This is a genomic window from Idiomarina sp. Sol25 (assembly GCF_033052775.1).
In the GTDB taxonomy this organism is placed as follows: domain Bacteria; phylum Pseudomonadota; class Gammaproteobacteria; order Enterobacterales; family Alteromonadaceae; genus Idiomarina.
This window is the reverse complement of the sequence record NZ_JAUPEW010000002.1, coordinates 200,363-215,268: the sequence shown is the minus strand read 5'-3', so window position 1 is coordinate 215,268 and position 14,906 is coordinate 200,363. Positions and strand designations below refer to the sequence as shown.

At 49.6% G+C, this 14,906-nt stretch carries 13 protein-coding genes and 1 other RNA gene; 9 read left to right on the top strand and 5 right to left on the bottom strand.

Translation table 11 applies throughout. The features are described 5' to 3' along the window. The first annotated feature begins 134 nt into the window (after window positions 1–134). Genes Q5L94_RS05165 through phoU form a run of 4 tightly spaced genes read left to right on the top strand, consistent with a single transcriptional unit; the run spans window position 135 to window position 5,673 of the window. The gene (locus tag Q5L94_RS05165) at window positions 135–2,399 is read left to right on the top strand and encodes an ABC transporter permease subunit (RefSeq protein ID WP_317497379.1); all 2,265 of its coding nucleotides are present in this window, start codon (window positions 135–137) and stop codon (window positions 2,397–2,399) included. 23 nt (window positions 2,400–2,422) lie between these two features. Continuing rightward, window positions 2,423–4,078: a phosphate ABC transporter permease PstA gene (pstA, locus tag Q5L94_RS05160; protein WP_317497378.1), complete on the top strand. Its 1,656-nt coding sequence runs from the start codon at window positions 2,423–2,425 to the stop codon at window positions 4,076–4,078. Window positions 4,079–4,124: 46 nt separating this feature from the next. Beyond that, window positions 4,125–4,943, top strand: a complete 819-nt coding sequence (gene pstB, locus Q5L94_RS05155) for a phosphate ABC transporter ATP-binding protein PstB (RefSeq protein ID WP_317497377.1) — start codon at window positions 4,125–4,127, stop codon at window positions 4,941–4,943. Between the two features lie 10 nt (window positions 4,944–4,953). Next, complete coding sequence (gene phoU, locus Q5L94_RS05150; protein WP_253618975.1) at window positions 4,954–5,673, top strand: phosphate signaling complex protein PhoU; 720 nt, start codon at window positions 4,954–4,956, stop codon at window positions 5,671–5,673. On the opposite strand, the gene serA is transcribed toward phoU, so the two are convergent. The 3 genes from serA to Q5L94_RS05135 form a co-directional block, all read right to left on the bottom strand. Next, window positions 5,670–6,896, bottom strand: coding sequence for a phosphoglycerate dehydrogenase (serA, locus tag Q5L94_RS05145; protein ID WP_317497376.1), 1,227 nt, complete (start codon window positions 6,894–6,896; stop codon window positions 5,670–5,672). The genes phoU and serA overlap by 4 nt on opposite strands. Then, on the bottom strand, window positions 6,896–7,567 hold the full coding sequence (gene rpiA / locus Q5L94_RS05140; RefSeq protein ID WP_317497375.1) for a ribose-5-phosphate isomerase RpiA: 672 nt from the start codon (window positions 7,565–7,567) through the stop codon (window positions 6,896–6,898). The genes serA and rpiA overlap by 1 nt, the downstream gene beginning before the upstream one ends. A 73-nt stretch (window positions 7,568–7,640) precedes the next feature. Next, window positions 7,641–8,228: a 5-formyltetrahydrofolate cyclo-ligase gene (locus Q5L94_RS05135; RefSeq protein WP_317497374.1), complete on the bottom strand. Its 588-nt coding sequence runs from the start codon at window positions 8,226–8,228 to the stop codon at window positions 7,641–7,643. 50 nt (window positions 8,229–8,278) lie between these two features. On the opposite strand from Q5L94_RS05135, the gene Q5L94_RS05130 reads away from it, so the two are divergent. Beyond that, window positions 8,279–9,850 (top strand): amidohydrolase family protein, encoded by a 1,572-nt coding sequence (locus tag Q5L94_RS05130; protein WP_317497373.1) that lies wholly within the window; start codon window positions 8,279–8,281, stop codon window positions 9,848–9,850. Window positions 9,851–9,853: 3 nt separating this feature from the next. Here the strand turns inward: Q5L94_RS05130 and ssrS are convergent. Beyond that, window positions 9,854–10,038: non-coding RNA, 6S RNA (ssrS, locus tag Q5L94_RS05125), on the bottom strand. Window positions 10,039–10,072: 34 nt separating this feature from the next. Continuing rightward, the gene (gene zapA, locus Q5L94_RS05120; RefSeq protein WP_317497372.1) at window positions 10,073–10,384 is read right to left on the bottom strand and encodes a cell division protein ZapA; all 312 of its coding nucleotides are present in this window, start codon (window positions 10,382–10,384) and stop codon (window positions 10,073–10,075) included. A gap of 133 nt (window positions 10,385–10,517) precedes the next feature. Between zapA and Q5L94_RS05115 the strand changes: the two genes are divergently transcribed. Genes Q5L94_RS05115 through Q5L94_RS05100 form a run of 4 tightly spaced genes read left to right on the top strand, consistent with a single transcriptional unit; the run spans window position 10,518 to window position 14,769 of the window. Continuing rightward, window positions 10,518–11,084, top strand: coding sequence for a UPF0149 family protein (locus tag Q5L94_RS05115; protein ID WP_317497371.1), 567 nt, complete (start codon window positions 10,518–10,520; stop codon window positions 11,082–11,084). Window positions 11,085–11,108: 24 nt separating this feature from the next. Further along, the gene (gene pepP / locus Q5L94_RS05110) at window positions 11,109–12,431 is read left to right on the top strand and encodes a Xaa-Pro aminopeptidase (protein ID WP_317497370.1); all 1,323 of its coding nucleotides are present in this window, start codon (window positions 11,109–11,111) and stop codon (window positions 12,429–12,431) included. Next, window positions 12,413–13,579: a 2-octaprenyl-6-methoxyphenyl hydroxylase gene (gene ubiH / locus Q5L94_RS05105; RefSeq protein ID WP_317497369.1), complete on the top strand. Its 1,167-nt coding sequence runs from the start codon at window positions 12,413–12,415 to the stop codon at window positions 13,577–13,579. Before pepP ends, ubiH begins: the two co-directional genes overlap by 19 nt. Further along, window positions 13,576–14,769 carry an FAD-dependent oxidoreductase gene (locus tag Q5L94_RS05100; RefSeq protein WP_317497368.1) on the top strand — a complete coding sequence of 398 codons (1,194 nt, stop codon included), beginning with the start codon at window positions 13,576–13,578 and terminating at the stop codon, window positions 14,767–14,769. The genes ubiH and Q5L94_RS05100 overlap by 4 nt, the downstream gene beginning before the upstream one ends. Window positions 14,770–14,906: the final 137 nt, after the last annotated feature.

The following is a 14,906-nucleotide window of genomic DNA, read 5'->3' as shown; positions in this document are numbered from 1 at the left end:
GCTTGCTACCGGCTTTTTTATAACTATTACTGCATTATTAAGAAAATATGACAGTGGTGTAACAATACTGTCATATTTTTCAACTAAACTGTTTGCAGAATTTTAGTAACGCGTATTCAAACCTGAGGTTTCTGATGGCATCACTGTCAGCTCAACAATTAGCCGCTAACCGGGGACGACTATTTAAAGATCGTGCCGCTCGCTATGGTGTCACTTTAGGTGGCATTATGGTGCTGGTAGCGCTGTTGCTTATCTTTTTCTATCTGCTTTATGTTGTTCAGCCTATTTTCGAGTCGGTTTCCTTAAAAGAGGAACAGAGCTTTTCATTGCCAAACAGTGATGATGTAGAAGCACTTGGCATGGAGGAGCAGGCCGAAATTGGTTACCGTCTAATGAAATCGGGGAAATTTGAGTTCTTTGCGCTGGCCGATAAATCTATCGTTAAGCGTAAGGCCGGCGATATCATCGACTCAAAAGAAGTGGTCCCTGATGACAAAATAACGAGTTTTGCCAGCACTCTGCCGGTCAACAAGCAGTACGCATACGGCCTGAATGATGGTACGGCGATGGTGGTTCAGCCTAAGTTTAAAGTGTCTTTTGCTGAAGACCCTCAGACAGGCGCACTTGAGCGTACGATAACGCCGCGTGTGGAGGTATTGAATAATGGCGAACCATTAGTTGTCGATGAAAGTGGTCAGGCTTTAGAAAAACTGGCTTACGAGAGTGACGGTGACACCATGATGTTTGCTGCTGTGCAGGGCGGCAATAATCTGCTTATTACTAAGTACGCAGCAGAAGAAAACTTTATGACTGGCGAAACGACATTAAAGCCGGTTTTTCATAAAGTGACGCTAAACGGTACTATCGATGACTTAATTGTCACCCCGGACTTACGTCAGGTTATGGCGCGTCGCGGTAACCGAATTCATGTATTCGATGTCGGAATTTCAGGTCAGGTAAGTGAGCGTGAATTAATGCTGGTTAATGCGCGTGAGCAGGGTAATGCCACGGGCCTCTATTTAATGGCCGGAGCAAGCTCTATATTGGTGACTCATGATACCGGGCTGGTAACACAGTGGTTCCAGGTATCGACAGATGAAGGTCGTCAATATCAATACATTCGCTCATTTGATGCTGGCTCGCCGGTTAAAGATATTGAAGTTGAATACTATCGGCGTACTTTTTATACCGTTTCAGAAAATGGGGAACTGGGTATATTCTATACGACATCAGAGGCGGACTTGTACCGGGGGAATCCTCTCGAGGCGAGTTTAGAGCATGTCATGGTCGACCCACGTGCCAACTACCTGATTATGCAAAGTGGTGATCGCTTCAGTGTGTTTGATATTAAGAACGAACACCCCGAGGTTACCTGGAGCGCTATGTGGCAGGAAGTCTGGTATGAAGGATACCCTGAGCCTGACTACACCTGGCAGTCGACCTCTGGTTCCGATGACTTCGAAGCTAAATACAGCTTGGTCCCCATTGCTTTTGGTACCATCAAAGCCGCAGCGTATGCAATGCTGTTTGCTGTGCCTATTGGTTTGGCCGCAGCGGTTTATACGGCGTACTTTATGTCTCCGTCGGTACGAAAATACGTCAAACCGACCGTTGAAATCATGGAAGCCTTACCGACGGTTATTCTCGGCTTTTTGGCGGGTCTTTGGCTGGCGCCGATAATTGAGAGGTATCTTCCGGGCCTGATAGCCGTTTTTCTGCTGGTGCCGTCCGCAATTATATTGACTGCATTCCTGTGGTCGAAGTTACCATCCCATATTCGTAACACCGTTACCGACGGACGTGCGGCTTTGCTGCTCATACCTATCGTTATTTTGGTCGGGTGGTTATCGTTTGGCCTTAGCCCCTGGGTTGAGCAAGTGTTGTTCGATGGCAATGTGCGTGGCTATTTAACCAATGAGCTTGGTATAACCTTTGACCAACGTAACTCGCTGGTTGTTGGTATAGCGATGGGCTTTGCGGTTATTCCGACCATTTTCTCAATTGCGGAAGACGCCGTATTCAGTGTACCGAAACATTTATCGAATGGTTCGTTGGCGCTGGGCGCTACACCATGGCAAACCTTGACTAAGGTGGTTCTGCTAACAGCTAGCCCGGGGATATTTTCTGCGGTTATGATGGGTCTGGGACGCGCTGTGGGTGAAACCATGATTGTTCTGATGGCTACTGGTAACACACCCATCATGGACTGGAATATCTTCGAAGGTATGCGCACCTTGTCAGCCAATATCGCCGTCGAGATGCCGGAATCTGAGGTTGGTAGCTCGCACTACCGAATCTTGTTCCTGGCAGCGTTTGTGCTGTTCATATTTACCTTCTTCTTTAACACCATTGCTGAATTTGTCCGCCAACGCTTGCGTGACAAATACAGCTCGATGTAATTCCGGAACAGAGGTTTAATTCAATGAATACATGGTTTAAGTCCGGAAAGCCCTGGATCTGGTTAACCGCCGGTTCAGTCAGTATCAGCCTGATTGCGGTTATCGGATTGGTCATAATGATTGGCTGGCGTGGATTGTCGTTTTTCTGGCCCGCCGCCATTCATGAAATGTCGATCGAACAGGCTGACGGTTCAACCCGCACGCTCATTGGTGAAATTTATGAGAGCGAGTCGGTGCCGATATCACGAGTCAGTAACTCGGGTACCATCATGGATGGTTACGAAGAAGAGGAAGTGACTCGTTACCTGATGAAAATTGGTAACCGTGAGTACGTACCTCTCGATTTTGCCTGGGTGTTAGGGCCGGCGATTCGCAGCGATGAAACACCGGCTGAACTGGCGGTTATTGAGCGCACCAAAGATGGCAACTTCTATGGCTATCCAGTTGCGATTGAGCAGCAGGGGGAGCAAGTTGCGACAGAAGGCAAGTTGCGAGAAGAGCTGTTTCAACGTATGGAACGAGCAGTCGAGCTGAATGAACAAGCAATGGCACTGCAGGAAGGTGAAATTGGCGCTATTAATTATGAGTTAACGCAATTGAACCTGCAACGCCGTGGCCTTGAGCTTAGCGGTACTCTGACTGAAGAAGCGATAAACGACATTGAACGCCGTCGTGAAGAGTTGCAGAGTCAGTATCTGGAGTATGAGAAAGAGCTGTTTGCACTTCGTGATAAAGCGGGACGCGATTCGCTGATCATGCGCGATATGCGTGGTGAAGAAATCAAAGTGCCTATGTATCGGGTGCTGGACGTTAACTTTCCTAATGACATGGGCTTTTTTGCCAAACTGGGCCACTTTTTCCAACAAATTGGCAAATTTGTGTCAGAGCCACCTCGCGAAGCGAATACCGAAGGCGGGGTGTTCCCTGCGATTTTCGGTACCGTATTTATGGTGCTGTTAATGTCCGTTATTGTCGCTCCGTTTGGTGTTATTGCGGCCGTCTACTTACATGAATACGCGGGCAAAAATGCCGTCACTAAATTAATTCGTATTGCTGTCATTAACCTCGCCGGGGTACCTTCGATTGTTTATGGCGTATTTGGTCTAGGCTTCTTTGTTTATATGGTGGGTGGTAGTCTCGATCAAATTTTCTACCCCGAAGCCTTACCGAATCCGACTTTTGGTACGCCGGGCGTTTTATGGTCTGCTGTTACTCTGGCGATATTGACATTGCCTGTGGTGATTGTTGCGACCGAGGAGGGACTTTCGCGCATCCCACCGACGTTACGTGAAGGTAGTTTGTCTTTGGGGGCAACGAAGTGGGAAACTATTTGGCGTATTGTTCTGCCTATGGCGTCACCGGCTATTATGACCGGTTTGATCCTGGCAGTTGCCCGTGCTGCAGGTGAAGTTGCACCATTGATGCTGGTGGGTGTGGTTAAGTCTGCACCTATGCTGCCGGTGGACGGAAACTTCCCTTACTTCCATCTGGATAGGAAATTCATGCACCTGGGCTTCCACATTTACGATGTTGGTTTCCAGAGTCCAAACGTTGAAGCGGCCAGGCCGTTGGTTTACGCCACGTCATTCTTGCTGATCACCATTATTGTCGGTTTGAACTTAACAGCCATTGGCGTGCGTAATCACTTACGTGAAAAATACCGCTCACTTGAGCACTAAAGTTGAGCATGAAAGTTTTGATGAATTAGCGAAAAGGTCTGAACTTATGATTTCGGTAAATCCGAGTACAAGCAACTTAGAAAAGCTGGACTTACACAACTTGCCAGCAGAACAGACTGCTTTAGATATTAAAAACCTGGATCTTTACTACGGTGAAGATCAGGCACTGTATGATATTTCTATGCGCATTCCGAACAACCGCGTAACGGCGTTTATCGGGCCATCGGGTTGTGGTAAGTCAACGCTTTTGCGCTGCATTAACCGCATGAATGATTTGGTAGAGATTTGTCGTATTGAAGGCCAGATTGATATGCACGGCCACAATATTTACGGCAAGAACGTAGACGTCGCGTCACTGCGTCGTCGTGTCGGCATGGTGTTTCAGCGCCCGAACCCGTTTCCTAAGTCTATTTATGAGAACGTGGTTTATGGTCTACGCTTACAGGGTGTAAAAGACAAACGAGTTTTGGATGAAGCGGTAGAAACTTCATTGCGCGGCGCAGCCTTATGGGATGAAGTAAAAGACCGGTTAAACGCCAGTGCGTTCAGTTTGTCGGGTGGTCAGCAGCAGCGTCTGGTCATTGCGCGTTCTATTGCCATTGAGCCGGAAATTCTTTTGCTGGACGAACCAACGTCTGCTTTGGATCCTATTTCTACTTTGACCATTGAAGAACTGATTAGCGATCTGAAAGAAAAATACACCGTGGTTATTGTCACGCATAACATGCAGCAGGCTGCTCGTGTCTCAGACCAGACCGCATTTTTGTATATGGGTAAACTGATTGAGTACGCCGATACTGATACTCTGTTTACGACCCCGTCTGAGAAGCAAACAGAAGATTATATTACCGGTCGTTACGGTTAAGGAGAGTGTCATGGATAAGATGAATATGAACAAGCACATTTCCGGCAAGTTCAACGAGGAACTTGAGGCTGTGCGTAACCGTGTATTGAGCATGGGGGGCTTAGTTGAAAAACAGCTGCAGGATGCGTTGCTTGCAATTCAGAAAGGCGACGCCGAGCTGGCCGAAAAAGTACTGAGCAGTGACCATAAAGTCAATAAGCTGGAAGTGCAGATTGACGAAGAGTGCGTGCATATTATTGCTAAGCGTCAACCGGCTGCCAGTGACCTGCGTCTGGTTATTGCTATTATCAAAACCATTGCTGATTTAGAGCGTATTGGTGATGAAGCTGAACGCATTGCTAAGGTTGCAAAAGAAAGCTTCAACAACGATCAGCAGCAGCTGTTGGTGAGTCTGGAGAACCTTGGACAGCAAGTATTAAGCATGTTGCATAAAGTTCTGGACGCTTTTGCGCGCATGGATCTTGAATCGGCTTACGACGTGCATCAGCAGGATGAACAGGCTGACCGTCAATACGAAGCGCTGACACGTCAGCTTATGACGTACATGATGGAAGACTCTCGCTCTATTCCAAAAATCATGAATGTTCTTTGGTCTGCACGTTCTTTAGAGCGTATTGGTGACCGTTGTCAGAATATTGCCGAGTACATTATCTTCTTTGTGAAAGGCAAAGACGTGCGCCATGTCTCACCAGAGAGCATGGAACGCACGGTTATGGGTAAAAAAGACTAGAATAAGCGCCGGGCGCGAATCGTGCCCGGAATGTCTTTCAGTTGCTGCAATACATCGGCACCGTTATCGCTGTCGATGTCCATCACCACGTAGCCAACGTCCTCATCCGTTTGTAAGTACTGACCTACCACGTTAATTTCGTTGTCACTGATAATGCGGTTAATGGCGTTTAGCATACCCGGCTGGTTTTTATGAATATGCAGTAGGCGTTGCGCTGTTGCGTGTGTCGGCAGGCTAACTTCAGGGAAGTTCACCGCAGAAAGAGTAGAGCCGTTATCGGAATAACGCACCAGCTTTCCGGCCACTTCAACGCCAATGTTTTCCTGAGCTTCTAAGGTTGAACCGCCAATGTGGGGGGTTAACAGACAGTTTTTCAGGCCGCGCAAAGGGGACAGGAATTCATCGCTGTTGCCTTTGGGTTCAACCGGGAACACATCAATAGCTGCGCCGGCAAGGTGCCGTGACGACAAGGCTTCGGCAAGAGCGTCGATGTCCACAACGGTTCCGCGCGACGCGTTAATCAGCAGGCTGCCTGGCTTCATACGCTCAATTTGGCGGCGGCCTATCATCCACTGAGTTTGCTCATTTTCCGGCACGTGCAAAGTGATGATGTCGGCCTGTGCCAGCAAGTCGTCCAGAGTGGGAACGGACTGAGCATTGCCCATGGGCAGTTTGTCTTCAATATCAAAGTAACGAATGTGCATACCGAGTTGCTCGGCCAGAACACTGAGCTGGCTGCCGATATGACCATAGCCGACGATGCCCAGTATCTTTCCGCGTGCCTCATAAGACTGCTTAGCTGACTTCAGCCAGCCGCCTTCGTGAGCTACAGCATTTTTTTCCGGAATGCCGCGTAACAACATAATAACTTCGGCTAAAACCAGCTCAGCAACACTGCGGGTATTTGAAAAAGGCGCATTAAAAACAATAACACCGTGCTTTTTCGCCGCTCCTAAGTCAACCTGATTGGTACCAATGCAAAAGCAACCCACGGCAATGAGCTTTTCGGCAGCGGCAAACACTCGGTCATTTAACTGGCTGCGTGAGCGTATACCAAGAATATGAGCGTCTTTAATTTTTTCGCACAGCTCGTCTTCATTCAACGACGTCTGCAGAATTTCCAGATTATGGTAGCCATGATGCCGAAACAGCTGAATGGCGCTTTCGTGAACGCCTTCCAGCAGCAAAACTTTGATTTTGTCTTTTGCCAGTGATATCTGCATTAGCCACTTACCTTCAGGGTTTGTACTCCGTCTTCACGAGCAATTAAAGCGATATCAGCGCCACGCTGGGCAAACAGTCCGTTAGTGACCACGCCGACAATATTATTCAGCTCAGCTTCAAGTTTCATTGGCTCCATAATATCGAAGTTATGCACGTCGAGGATCCAGTTGCCGTTGTCGGTGGTAAAACCCTGACGCCACACCGGGTCGCCGCCCAGTTTCACAATTTCACGGGCAACGTAAGAGCGCGCCATAGGAATCACTTCAACCGGTACCGGGAATTGACCCAGGCGGCCAACCATTTTGCTTTCATCTGCAACGCAAACAAACTTCCTGGCTACGGCGGCAATAATTTTCTCGCGGGTTAATGCACCACCGCCGCCTTTAATCATTTGGCCGTGCTCAGTAATTTCGTCAGCTCCGTCTACGTAAACGGGCACCTCCACAACTGAGTTAAGCTCAAACACTTCAATGCCGTGAGACTTCAGGCGCTCCGTTGAGGCTTCAGAACTGGATACCGCGCCTTCTATGTCATGCTTTCGTTCGGCCAGTGCATCGATAAAAAAGTTTACCGTTGAGCCGGTGCCGACTCCGACCACAGTGCCGTCTTCAATGTATTGCATAGCAGCTTCTGCTGCCGCTTTTTTGAGTGCATCAGCGTTGCCTGACATGAGCGTTTTTCTCCGTTTGTTTTTTATGCGCCAGTATAAGGAATTTGTTGGTTTTTATCGACGTTTCTTTCCTTCAGAAACGCCAGTGCTTTGCCGGTGTTATCACTTCCGGTAATGGAATGTCCCAGCTTTCGGCAGGAATCCTTTCAAGCTGTTGTTCGTTATAGCTTAACCCTATAGGTGATAAGTTGGGTTGATAACCGTTATGCCATTGAGCCAGAGTACGATCATAATAGCCGCCGCCCATACCCAGCCGGTTTCCGTTTTGATCGAATCCGACAAGAGGCATAAGTAGTATCTGAATATCCGATAGTGGCACCACGTTCTGTACGTTTAATTCGGGCTCCTGAATACCGTACTTGTTCAGCGTCATAGGGGTATCAGGAGTATAGCGTAAAAACAGCAAATGACCTTTAGCAAACGGGTGAAGCACCGGCAAAACGGTGTGAAACTCCAGTTTCCACAGCTTTTCAATAACCGGAGCGGTTGGCAGTTCACCGTCAAAACTTTTATAGACGGCTACTGTGGTTTGCTCTGGTTGCAGATGGCTTAAACACTGCTGCAGTCTGTTGGCAACATCGTGCGCTGCCGTCTGTTGCTGTTCGGCGGGTAAATTGCGGCGAATCTGCTGTAACTTGCGTCTAAGGTTCTGTCGGGTCATGCTAGAGTCTGCTTTGAGTTAAACGCTGAAGAATATCCTGAGGATAACCGATGAAAATGATAAAAACGATAGCTTTAGCCATGGTTGCTATGGCCTTTACGGTTGCAGCCTATGCTGTGCAAGCACCACCAAAAGCTCCGGAACGTGACCGCGGCGAAGGCCCTTACGAACGCCTTATTTTACGTGGCGGTACCTTAGTTAACGGCGAAGGTGCGCCGCCTTTCGGGCCGGTAGACATCGTTATTGAGAATGACCTTATTGTGAATATTGTCAGTGTGGGCAACCCCGGCGTACCGATTAAGCCAGAAGGGCGGCCTGAAGCGGACGCTAACGACAAAGAACTGGATGTGAGCGGACAATATATTTTACCGGGCTTTGTCGATATGCACGCGCACATTGGCGGCTCGGCAAAAGGCATTCCTGCAGAATATGTATTGAAATTGTGGTTGGCGCACGGCATTACCACCATTCGTGAGCCGGGCAGCTTTAACGGTCTGGACTGGGTTCAGTGGCATGAAGAACGCGCTGCGGACAACCGCATTACGTCGCCGCGAATTATTCCTTACGTGGGCTTTGGCCAGGGTTGGGATAAACCGATTTACAACGGTGAACAGGCACGCGAGTGGGTTCGCTATATTAAAGACGAGGGAGCAAAAGGCATTAAGTTTTTCGGTGCCTCGCGTAAGGTGATGGAAGCGGCGCTGGACGAAGCCAACGAGCAGGGCTTAGGCACTATGATGCATCACGCGCAACTGAATGTGATGTCAATGAGCGCACTGGATTCGGCGCGCCTCGGCCTAACTTCAATGGAGCACTGGTATGGTTTGCCGGAGGCTTTGTTTGAAGAGCAGCGCGTGCAGGACTACCCGGCAGATTATAACTACAACAACGAGCAAAACCGTTTTGAAGAAGCCGGGCGTTTATGGAAGCAGGCGGCAGAGCCGGGCTCTGAAAAATGGAACGCGGTGCGTGACGAACTCATTGAACTGGATTTCACCATTAACCCCACCTTAACCATTTACGAAGCCTCGCGTGACTTAATGCGTGAGCGTCAGGCCATTTGGCACGACGAATATACTCTGCCACGGTTATGGGACTTTTTTGAACCCAGCCGCTATGCGCATGGTTCGTACTGGTTTGACTGGACCACGGACAACGAAATTGCCTGGAAAAAGAATTACCAGAAGTGGATGGCCTTCTTAAAAGACTACCACGCCAACGGCGGTCGCATTACGGTGGGTTCTGACGCCGGGTACATCTACAAAATTTACGGTTTTGGTTACATTCGCGAGCTGGAGTTACTGCGCGAAGCGGGTCTAAACGCGTTAGAGATTATTCATGCGGCCAGCCTGGCAGGTGCCGAAGCACTGAACATGGAAGACGAGATTGGTTCAGTGGCCATTGGTAAAAAAGCCGATATGGTCATTGTGAATGAAAACCCGATGGATAACTTTAAAGTGCTGTACGGCACCGGACATTTCAAACTAAATGACAATAACCAGCCCATGCGCACTGAAGGCATCCAGTACACCATTAAGGACGGTATTATTTTCGATGCTCAGCAACTGTTGCAGGACGTTAAAGCCATTGTTGCTGAGGAAAAGGCGGATCGCGAAAAATAAGGGTGGCTTCCCAAGGTGCCGCTGCTGGCTGTAGCCCTTGAACCCATTGGTTCAAGGCGGGGAGCAAATGGTATCTGCCGTAGGCTTCCCGGTTCAAGCCGGGCTTGCTCATGGCAGGCCAGTGATCCCCTTTTAATACAAGCATCGGCTCAGGGACATAAGCCTGCTGGCAAACACCCCAGGAAACCGCAAAAGGTTTACAATGTTGCTTTAGGTTGACCGTTAACGGTTACGTTGTGAGCGTTGCTCACTCATAGCCTGTTCAATGGTTGCCTGAAGCAACTGAATTTTCTCTTCCAGTTTAGCAGTTTTTGCAGATTGTTCATTCTGATCCTGAATCCATTCATGACACAAGTTCAGAGCTGTCATTACTGCTATCTGTTCCACGTTAGTCAGTTGGGTCCGCTCCTTGGTTTTTTCAAGCCTTTCGTTAAGCGCATCTGCCGCATGCTGTAACGCACTTTCCTGACCAACCGGACAGGCTACTTTGTAGTTACGTTCCAGTAATTTTATATCCATGGTTTTTGCGGCCATTCAAAGACTCCTTGCAACTGACTCAACAGCGTTGATAAGGGCATTATGGCATGAGCTACCGGTGTTTGTCAGCTAGCGATTACGTAAAGCCAGTGTTAGGATTAGGGCAAGATTAACCAAAGGCAGAATGTGAATGTCGACACGTTTTAATTATGACCGTTTAGTTGAGCTTTACGCACAATACGATATGACGCCCAGTGCGTCGGAAGTGCAGGGCATGTTAACCGGGCTAATAGCCACCGGTAGCGACGCCAAAAGCAATGAATTAATGATATTAATGTCAGACCTGGCATACGACGGCCAGGGCTTGCCTGTCGAGCTGGAGAATTTGCTGCAGCAACAGGCCGAAGAAATTGAGCACTCGCTGGGCGACGAGGACTTAGGCTACCGCTTACTATTACCTGAAGACACAACGCCGTTATCTGACCGATTAAGCGCACTGGCTGGTTGGGTCAATGCCTTTTTAGTGGGCTACGGTGTGAACCAGGAAAATATGACCAACTTAAGTGGTGACTTAAAAGAAGCCATTGAAGACATGGTCGAGCTGGCAAAAATAGAATTTACTGACGATGGTGATGAGGAAGAAGAACGAGCCTACACCGAAATTGTCGAGTATCTGCGTGTTTCAGCCATGATGTGCTACACCGAGTTAGGCCGAAAAGAGCAGCCCGCGAACCAGCCGCCCAAAACTTTACATTAATTACTGACGGAGTTGAGGTCGTTGATGAAAGACGTTATTCCGCAGGACGAATTTAACCAGCGCCGGCAGCAGTTATTGCAATTGTTGCCGGCAAATTCACTGGCACTGGTTGCCGCCAGCAGCGAAGTTACCCGTAGCAACGATACCGAGTTTCCGTTCCGGCAAAACAGCGACTTTTTCTATTTAACCGGTTTTAACGAACCGGACGCTGTCTTGCTGCTGATCAACGACAGCAACCCACGCAGTGTTTTATTCTGTCAGGACAAAGACCCAAAGCACGAAGTCTGGCATGGCTTGCGTCTGGGGTATGAAAATGCCGTTGAAGCCTTAGGTGTCGACAGCGCAGAAGACCTGGATACTTTGCCCGAGCGCTTACCCGAATTGTTGCAGGGCATTGAATCGGTTTTTTACCCTATGGGTGAAGATTCAATACTGGCCGAGTTAGTCAGTGAAGCTCGTGACGAAGTGAGTGTTAAAGCCAGACGAAGCGGCAAGCTGGCGCCTCAGAGCTTGTCTGACTTGAGGCCTAACCTGGATGCCATGCGTTTAATTAAGTCCGACGCAGAAATTGCAGTCATGAAAGAAGCGGCACGCATCAGCTCGGGAGCGTTTCGTCGCATTATGCGTTTTGTTGAAGACGGAAAGCATGAGTATCAGGTAGCGGCGGAGTTGCATCACGAGTTTGCTATGAACGGCGCTTTGCATCCGGCCTATGGCATTATTAGTGGCGGCGGTGCAAACGCCTGCATTTTGCATTACACCGACAACCGCGACGTACTGCACGACGGCGATTTGCTATTAGTGGATGCCGGTGCCGAATATCAGGGCTATGCCGCCGATATTACCCGTACTTTCCCGGTGAATGGCCAGTTCAGTGAGCCGCAGAGCATACTTTACAACTTAGTGCTGAAAGCCCAGCAAGCCGCCTTTGCCGAAATTAAACCCGGCAGTAATCTGGTTAAGGCGAGCGAAGCCGCAGCGCGGGTGATTAGCGACGGTCTTACCGAGTTGGGTATTTTAACCGGTGATGCCGAAGAGAACTTGAAAGAGCAGCGCTGGAAAACCTACTTTATTCACGGATTAGGTCACTGGCTGGGTCTGGACGTTCACGATGTGGGTCGCTATCGCAACAGTGAAGGCGAGCCGGTTTCCTTTAAGCCGGGCATGGTACTGACGGTAGAACCGGGCATTTATATTCCGGAAGACGCCGAGGTTGATGAAAAGTGGCGCGGCATTGGCATTCGCATTGAAGATGACCTGGTAGTAACAGCCGATGGCTTTGACAACATGACCGCGGGCGTACCGAAAACCATTGAAGAGATTGAAGAATGGATGAAAAGCCAGTAACTCAGGCTGATGTGGTTATAGCCGGAGGTAGCTTAGTGGGTGCCTTAACCGGCTTAATGCTGGCGCAGCAGCGGCCGGACTGGCGTATTGTGGTGTGTGAACCACGCGCCGAAGGCCCGCCCGCCGACAAGCGCATTATTGCGCTGGCAGCTGCCTCAGCAAAGCGCTTACAAAGCCTTGGCGCGCTCGATGGCATTGACACTACCCCAATACAACACATTCATATTTCTGATCGTGGTTTTGCCGGCGCAGCCGAATTACACGCTGAAAACGAAAAAGTTGAGGCGCTGGGGCGAGTGGTTTCGGCCTCAGAGCTGGTGAATAACCTATACCTGAGTTGCCAGAAACAAAAGAATTTAAACTGGTTGTCCGGTGTGCGACTGGAGTCGCTGAAACAGCGGCAGGATTACGTTGAACTCACTCTGGATAACGCGCAGAAATTGCAGACTAAGTTGCTGATTGGCGCCGATGGCCAGAACTCGTTAGTGCGCGAGCAGCTTGAGTTAAAATCTGATACCTACGACTACGGTCAGTTTGGCTGCATTGCCACCTTAGACATGAAACAGCCCTTAGATGGCTGGGCTTTTGAGCGTTTTACCGAAGCCGGACCCATTGCTTTGTTACCTATGCAGAATTCGCAGGCCTCATTGGTGTGGAGCTTTACCGAAAAGCAGCGTGAAGCCGCCGAACAATGGTCAGATACCGAATTTTTACACCGTTGTCAGCAGGCCTTTGGCTACCGTGCAGGCTTATTTACCGGAGTGTCGAAGCGGGTTTTTTATCCTCTCATTTTACGCCGGGCTAAACGCTCAACCCATCACCGCAGTGTCATTATTGGTAACGCCTCGCATGCCTTACACCCCATAGCCGGACAGGGGTTTAATCTGGGCCTGCGGGATACCGAAGTGTTGTGTGAAGTACTGGCAACAACCGATGACCCCGGCAATTTCCGCGTTTTACAAGGCTACGAGCAGAACCGCGAACGCGACTATCAGGCCATTATTAAGCTGACCGACGGCCTGGTGCGTGGTTTCTCCAACCATTATTTACCCACCGTTTTGGGTCGCAACAGTGCGCTGATGTTACTGCAGCATTGTTCGCGTCTGAAATCCGCCTTTGCACGCTTAACCATGGGGATGCAACCATGACCATGAAACGCAAAAAGTTAGATGTTGTGATTGTCGGTGGCGGCATGATTGGCCTGAGTCTGGCGATACGCCTGGCTCAGCAGAACCGGCGAGTGATGGTGCTGGAAAGGCATTCGCAACCTGAGCTTTCTGAAGAGCTGGCTTTACGGGTGAGTGCGTTGAATGATCGCAGTCGCAGCGTATTAAAAGACTGCGGTGCCTGGCCTTTAGTGCAGGAACACCGAAGTGGCCCCTACCAGAGCATGCAAGTGTGGGACAAAGACAGCCCGGCGCACATTGAGTTTTCAGCAAAGGAAATTAACGCCGAAGATTTAGGCGCTATAGTTGAAAACAACGTTGTTGAGCACTTTTTGTGGCAACGTGCCGAGCAGGCAGGTGTTGAGATATTACAGACGCAGGAGTGGACAATGGTTCACGCCGGTGATGATTCTCACCCCGCGGAAATAGAAGTTGGTGAGTGGTTACTGTCAGCTGATCTTATAATTGGAGCCGACGGTGGCCGATCGAAAGTGCGGCAGTATGCTGAATTACCAATTTCCTTCTGGGACTATGGACAGCAAGGCATTGTGGCGAACATTCGCACCGAAAAACCGCATAATGGCGTGGCTCGTCAGGTGTTTTTACCCACCGGGCCACTGGCGCTTCTGCCAACGCCTGACTCTCATACCGTTTCCATTGTTTGGTCTGCCGATGAAGATCTCGCCAGAAACTTGCTTAATGAGCCGCCTGAGCGCTTTGCTAAACAGGTGGAAACAGAGTCAGGGCGGGTATTAGGTGCCTGTGAGTGTGTGTCTGATATGAAAGCCTTCCCGCTTAGAATGCAGTATGCCCGCCAATGGTATCAGCATCGTATTGTCTTGGCTGGTGACGCGGCTCACACTATTCACCCGTTGGCCGGGCAGGGCGCGAACTTAGGTTTTGGTGACGTAAAAGCCTTAACCGAAAAAATTGAGGGTGTTGATTTATCCTCGCTGGCGCAATTGCACCGCTCGCTGAGTGCGTATCAGCGGGAGCGCAAAGCCGACGCCCAGCTAATGATAGCCGCAATGGAAACGTTCAAACGCGGCTTCGGCACAGCAAACCCAGTAGTGAAAGGCCTACGCGCACTGGCTTTCGCACTGCCAAACAAACTCACCTTTTTAAAACGCAAGCTAGCCGAAATCGCGCTGGGCACTGACCCCCAGAGCTAGGCGGCTGTGGTTGGCACCTATTGGTCAGGGAGACGCCCGTGAATACGTCCCTGTAGGGCTTGGGCGTCGCCATCCATGGCGCCGCACACTCCCTGACCAATAGGTACCAACCATAAGCGCCACCTATCTCAGCGGCT

Coding starts and splice junctions, on each gene's coding strand:
- pstB (WP_317497377.1), top strand. CDS start 4,125: ATGATTTCGGTAAATCCGAGTACAAGCAACTTAGAAAAGCTGGACTTA.
- Q5L94_RS05115 (WP_317497371.1), top strand. CDS start 10,518: ATGTCGACACGTTTTAATTATGACCGTTTAGTTGAGCTTTACGCACAA.
- Q5L94_RS05100 (WP_317497368.1), top strand. CDS start 13,576: ATGACCATGAAACGCAAAAAGTTAGATGTTGTGATTGTCGGTGGCGGC.
- ubiH (WP_317497369.1), top strand. CDS start 12,413: ATGGATGAAAAGCCAGTAACTCAGGCTGATGTGGTTATAGCCGGAGGT.
- phoU (WP_253618975.1), top strand. CDS start 4,954: ATGGATAAGATGAATATGAACAAGCACATTTCCGGCAAGTTCAACGAG.
- zapA (WP_317497372.1), bottom strand. CDS start 10,384: ATGGCCGCAAAAACCATGGATATAAAATTACTGGAACGTAACTACAAA.
- Q5L94_RS05135 (WP_317497374.1), bottom strand. CDS start 8,228: ATGACCCGACAGAACCTTAGACGCAAGTTACAGCAGATTCGCCGCAAT.
- pstA (WP_317497378.1), top strand. CDS start 2,423: ATGAATACATGGTTTAAGTCCGGAAAGCCCTGGATCTGGTTAACCGCC.
- serA (WP_317497376.1), bottom strand. CDS start 6,896: ATGCAGATATCACTGGCAAAAGACAAAATCAAAGTTTTGCTGCTGGAA.
- Q5L94_RS05130 (WP_317497373.1), top strand. CDS start 8,279: ATGAAAATGATAAAAACGATAGCTTTAGCCATGGTTGCTATGGCCTTT.
- Q5L94_RS05165 (WP_317497379.1), top strand. CDS start 135: ATGGCATCACTGTCAGCTCAACAATTAGCCGCTAACCGGGGACGACTA.
- rpiA (WP_317497375.1), bottom strand. CDS start 7,567: ATGTCAGGCAACGCTGATGCACTCAAAAAAGCGGCAGCAGAAGCTGCT.
- pepP (WP_317497370.1), top strand. CDS start 11,109: ATGAAAGACGTTATTCCGCAGGACGAATTTAACCAGCGCCGGCAGCAG.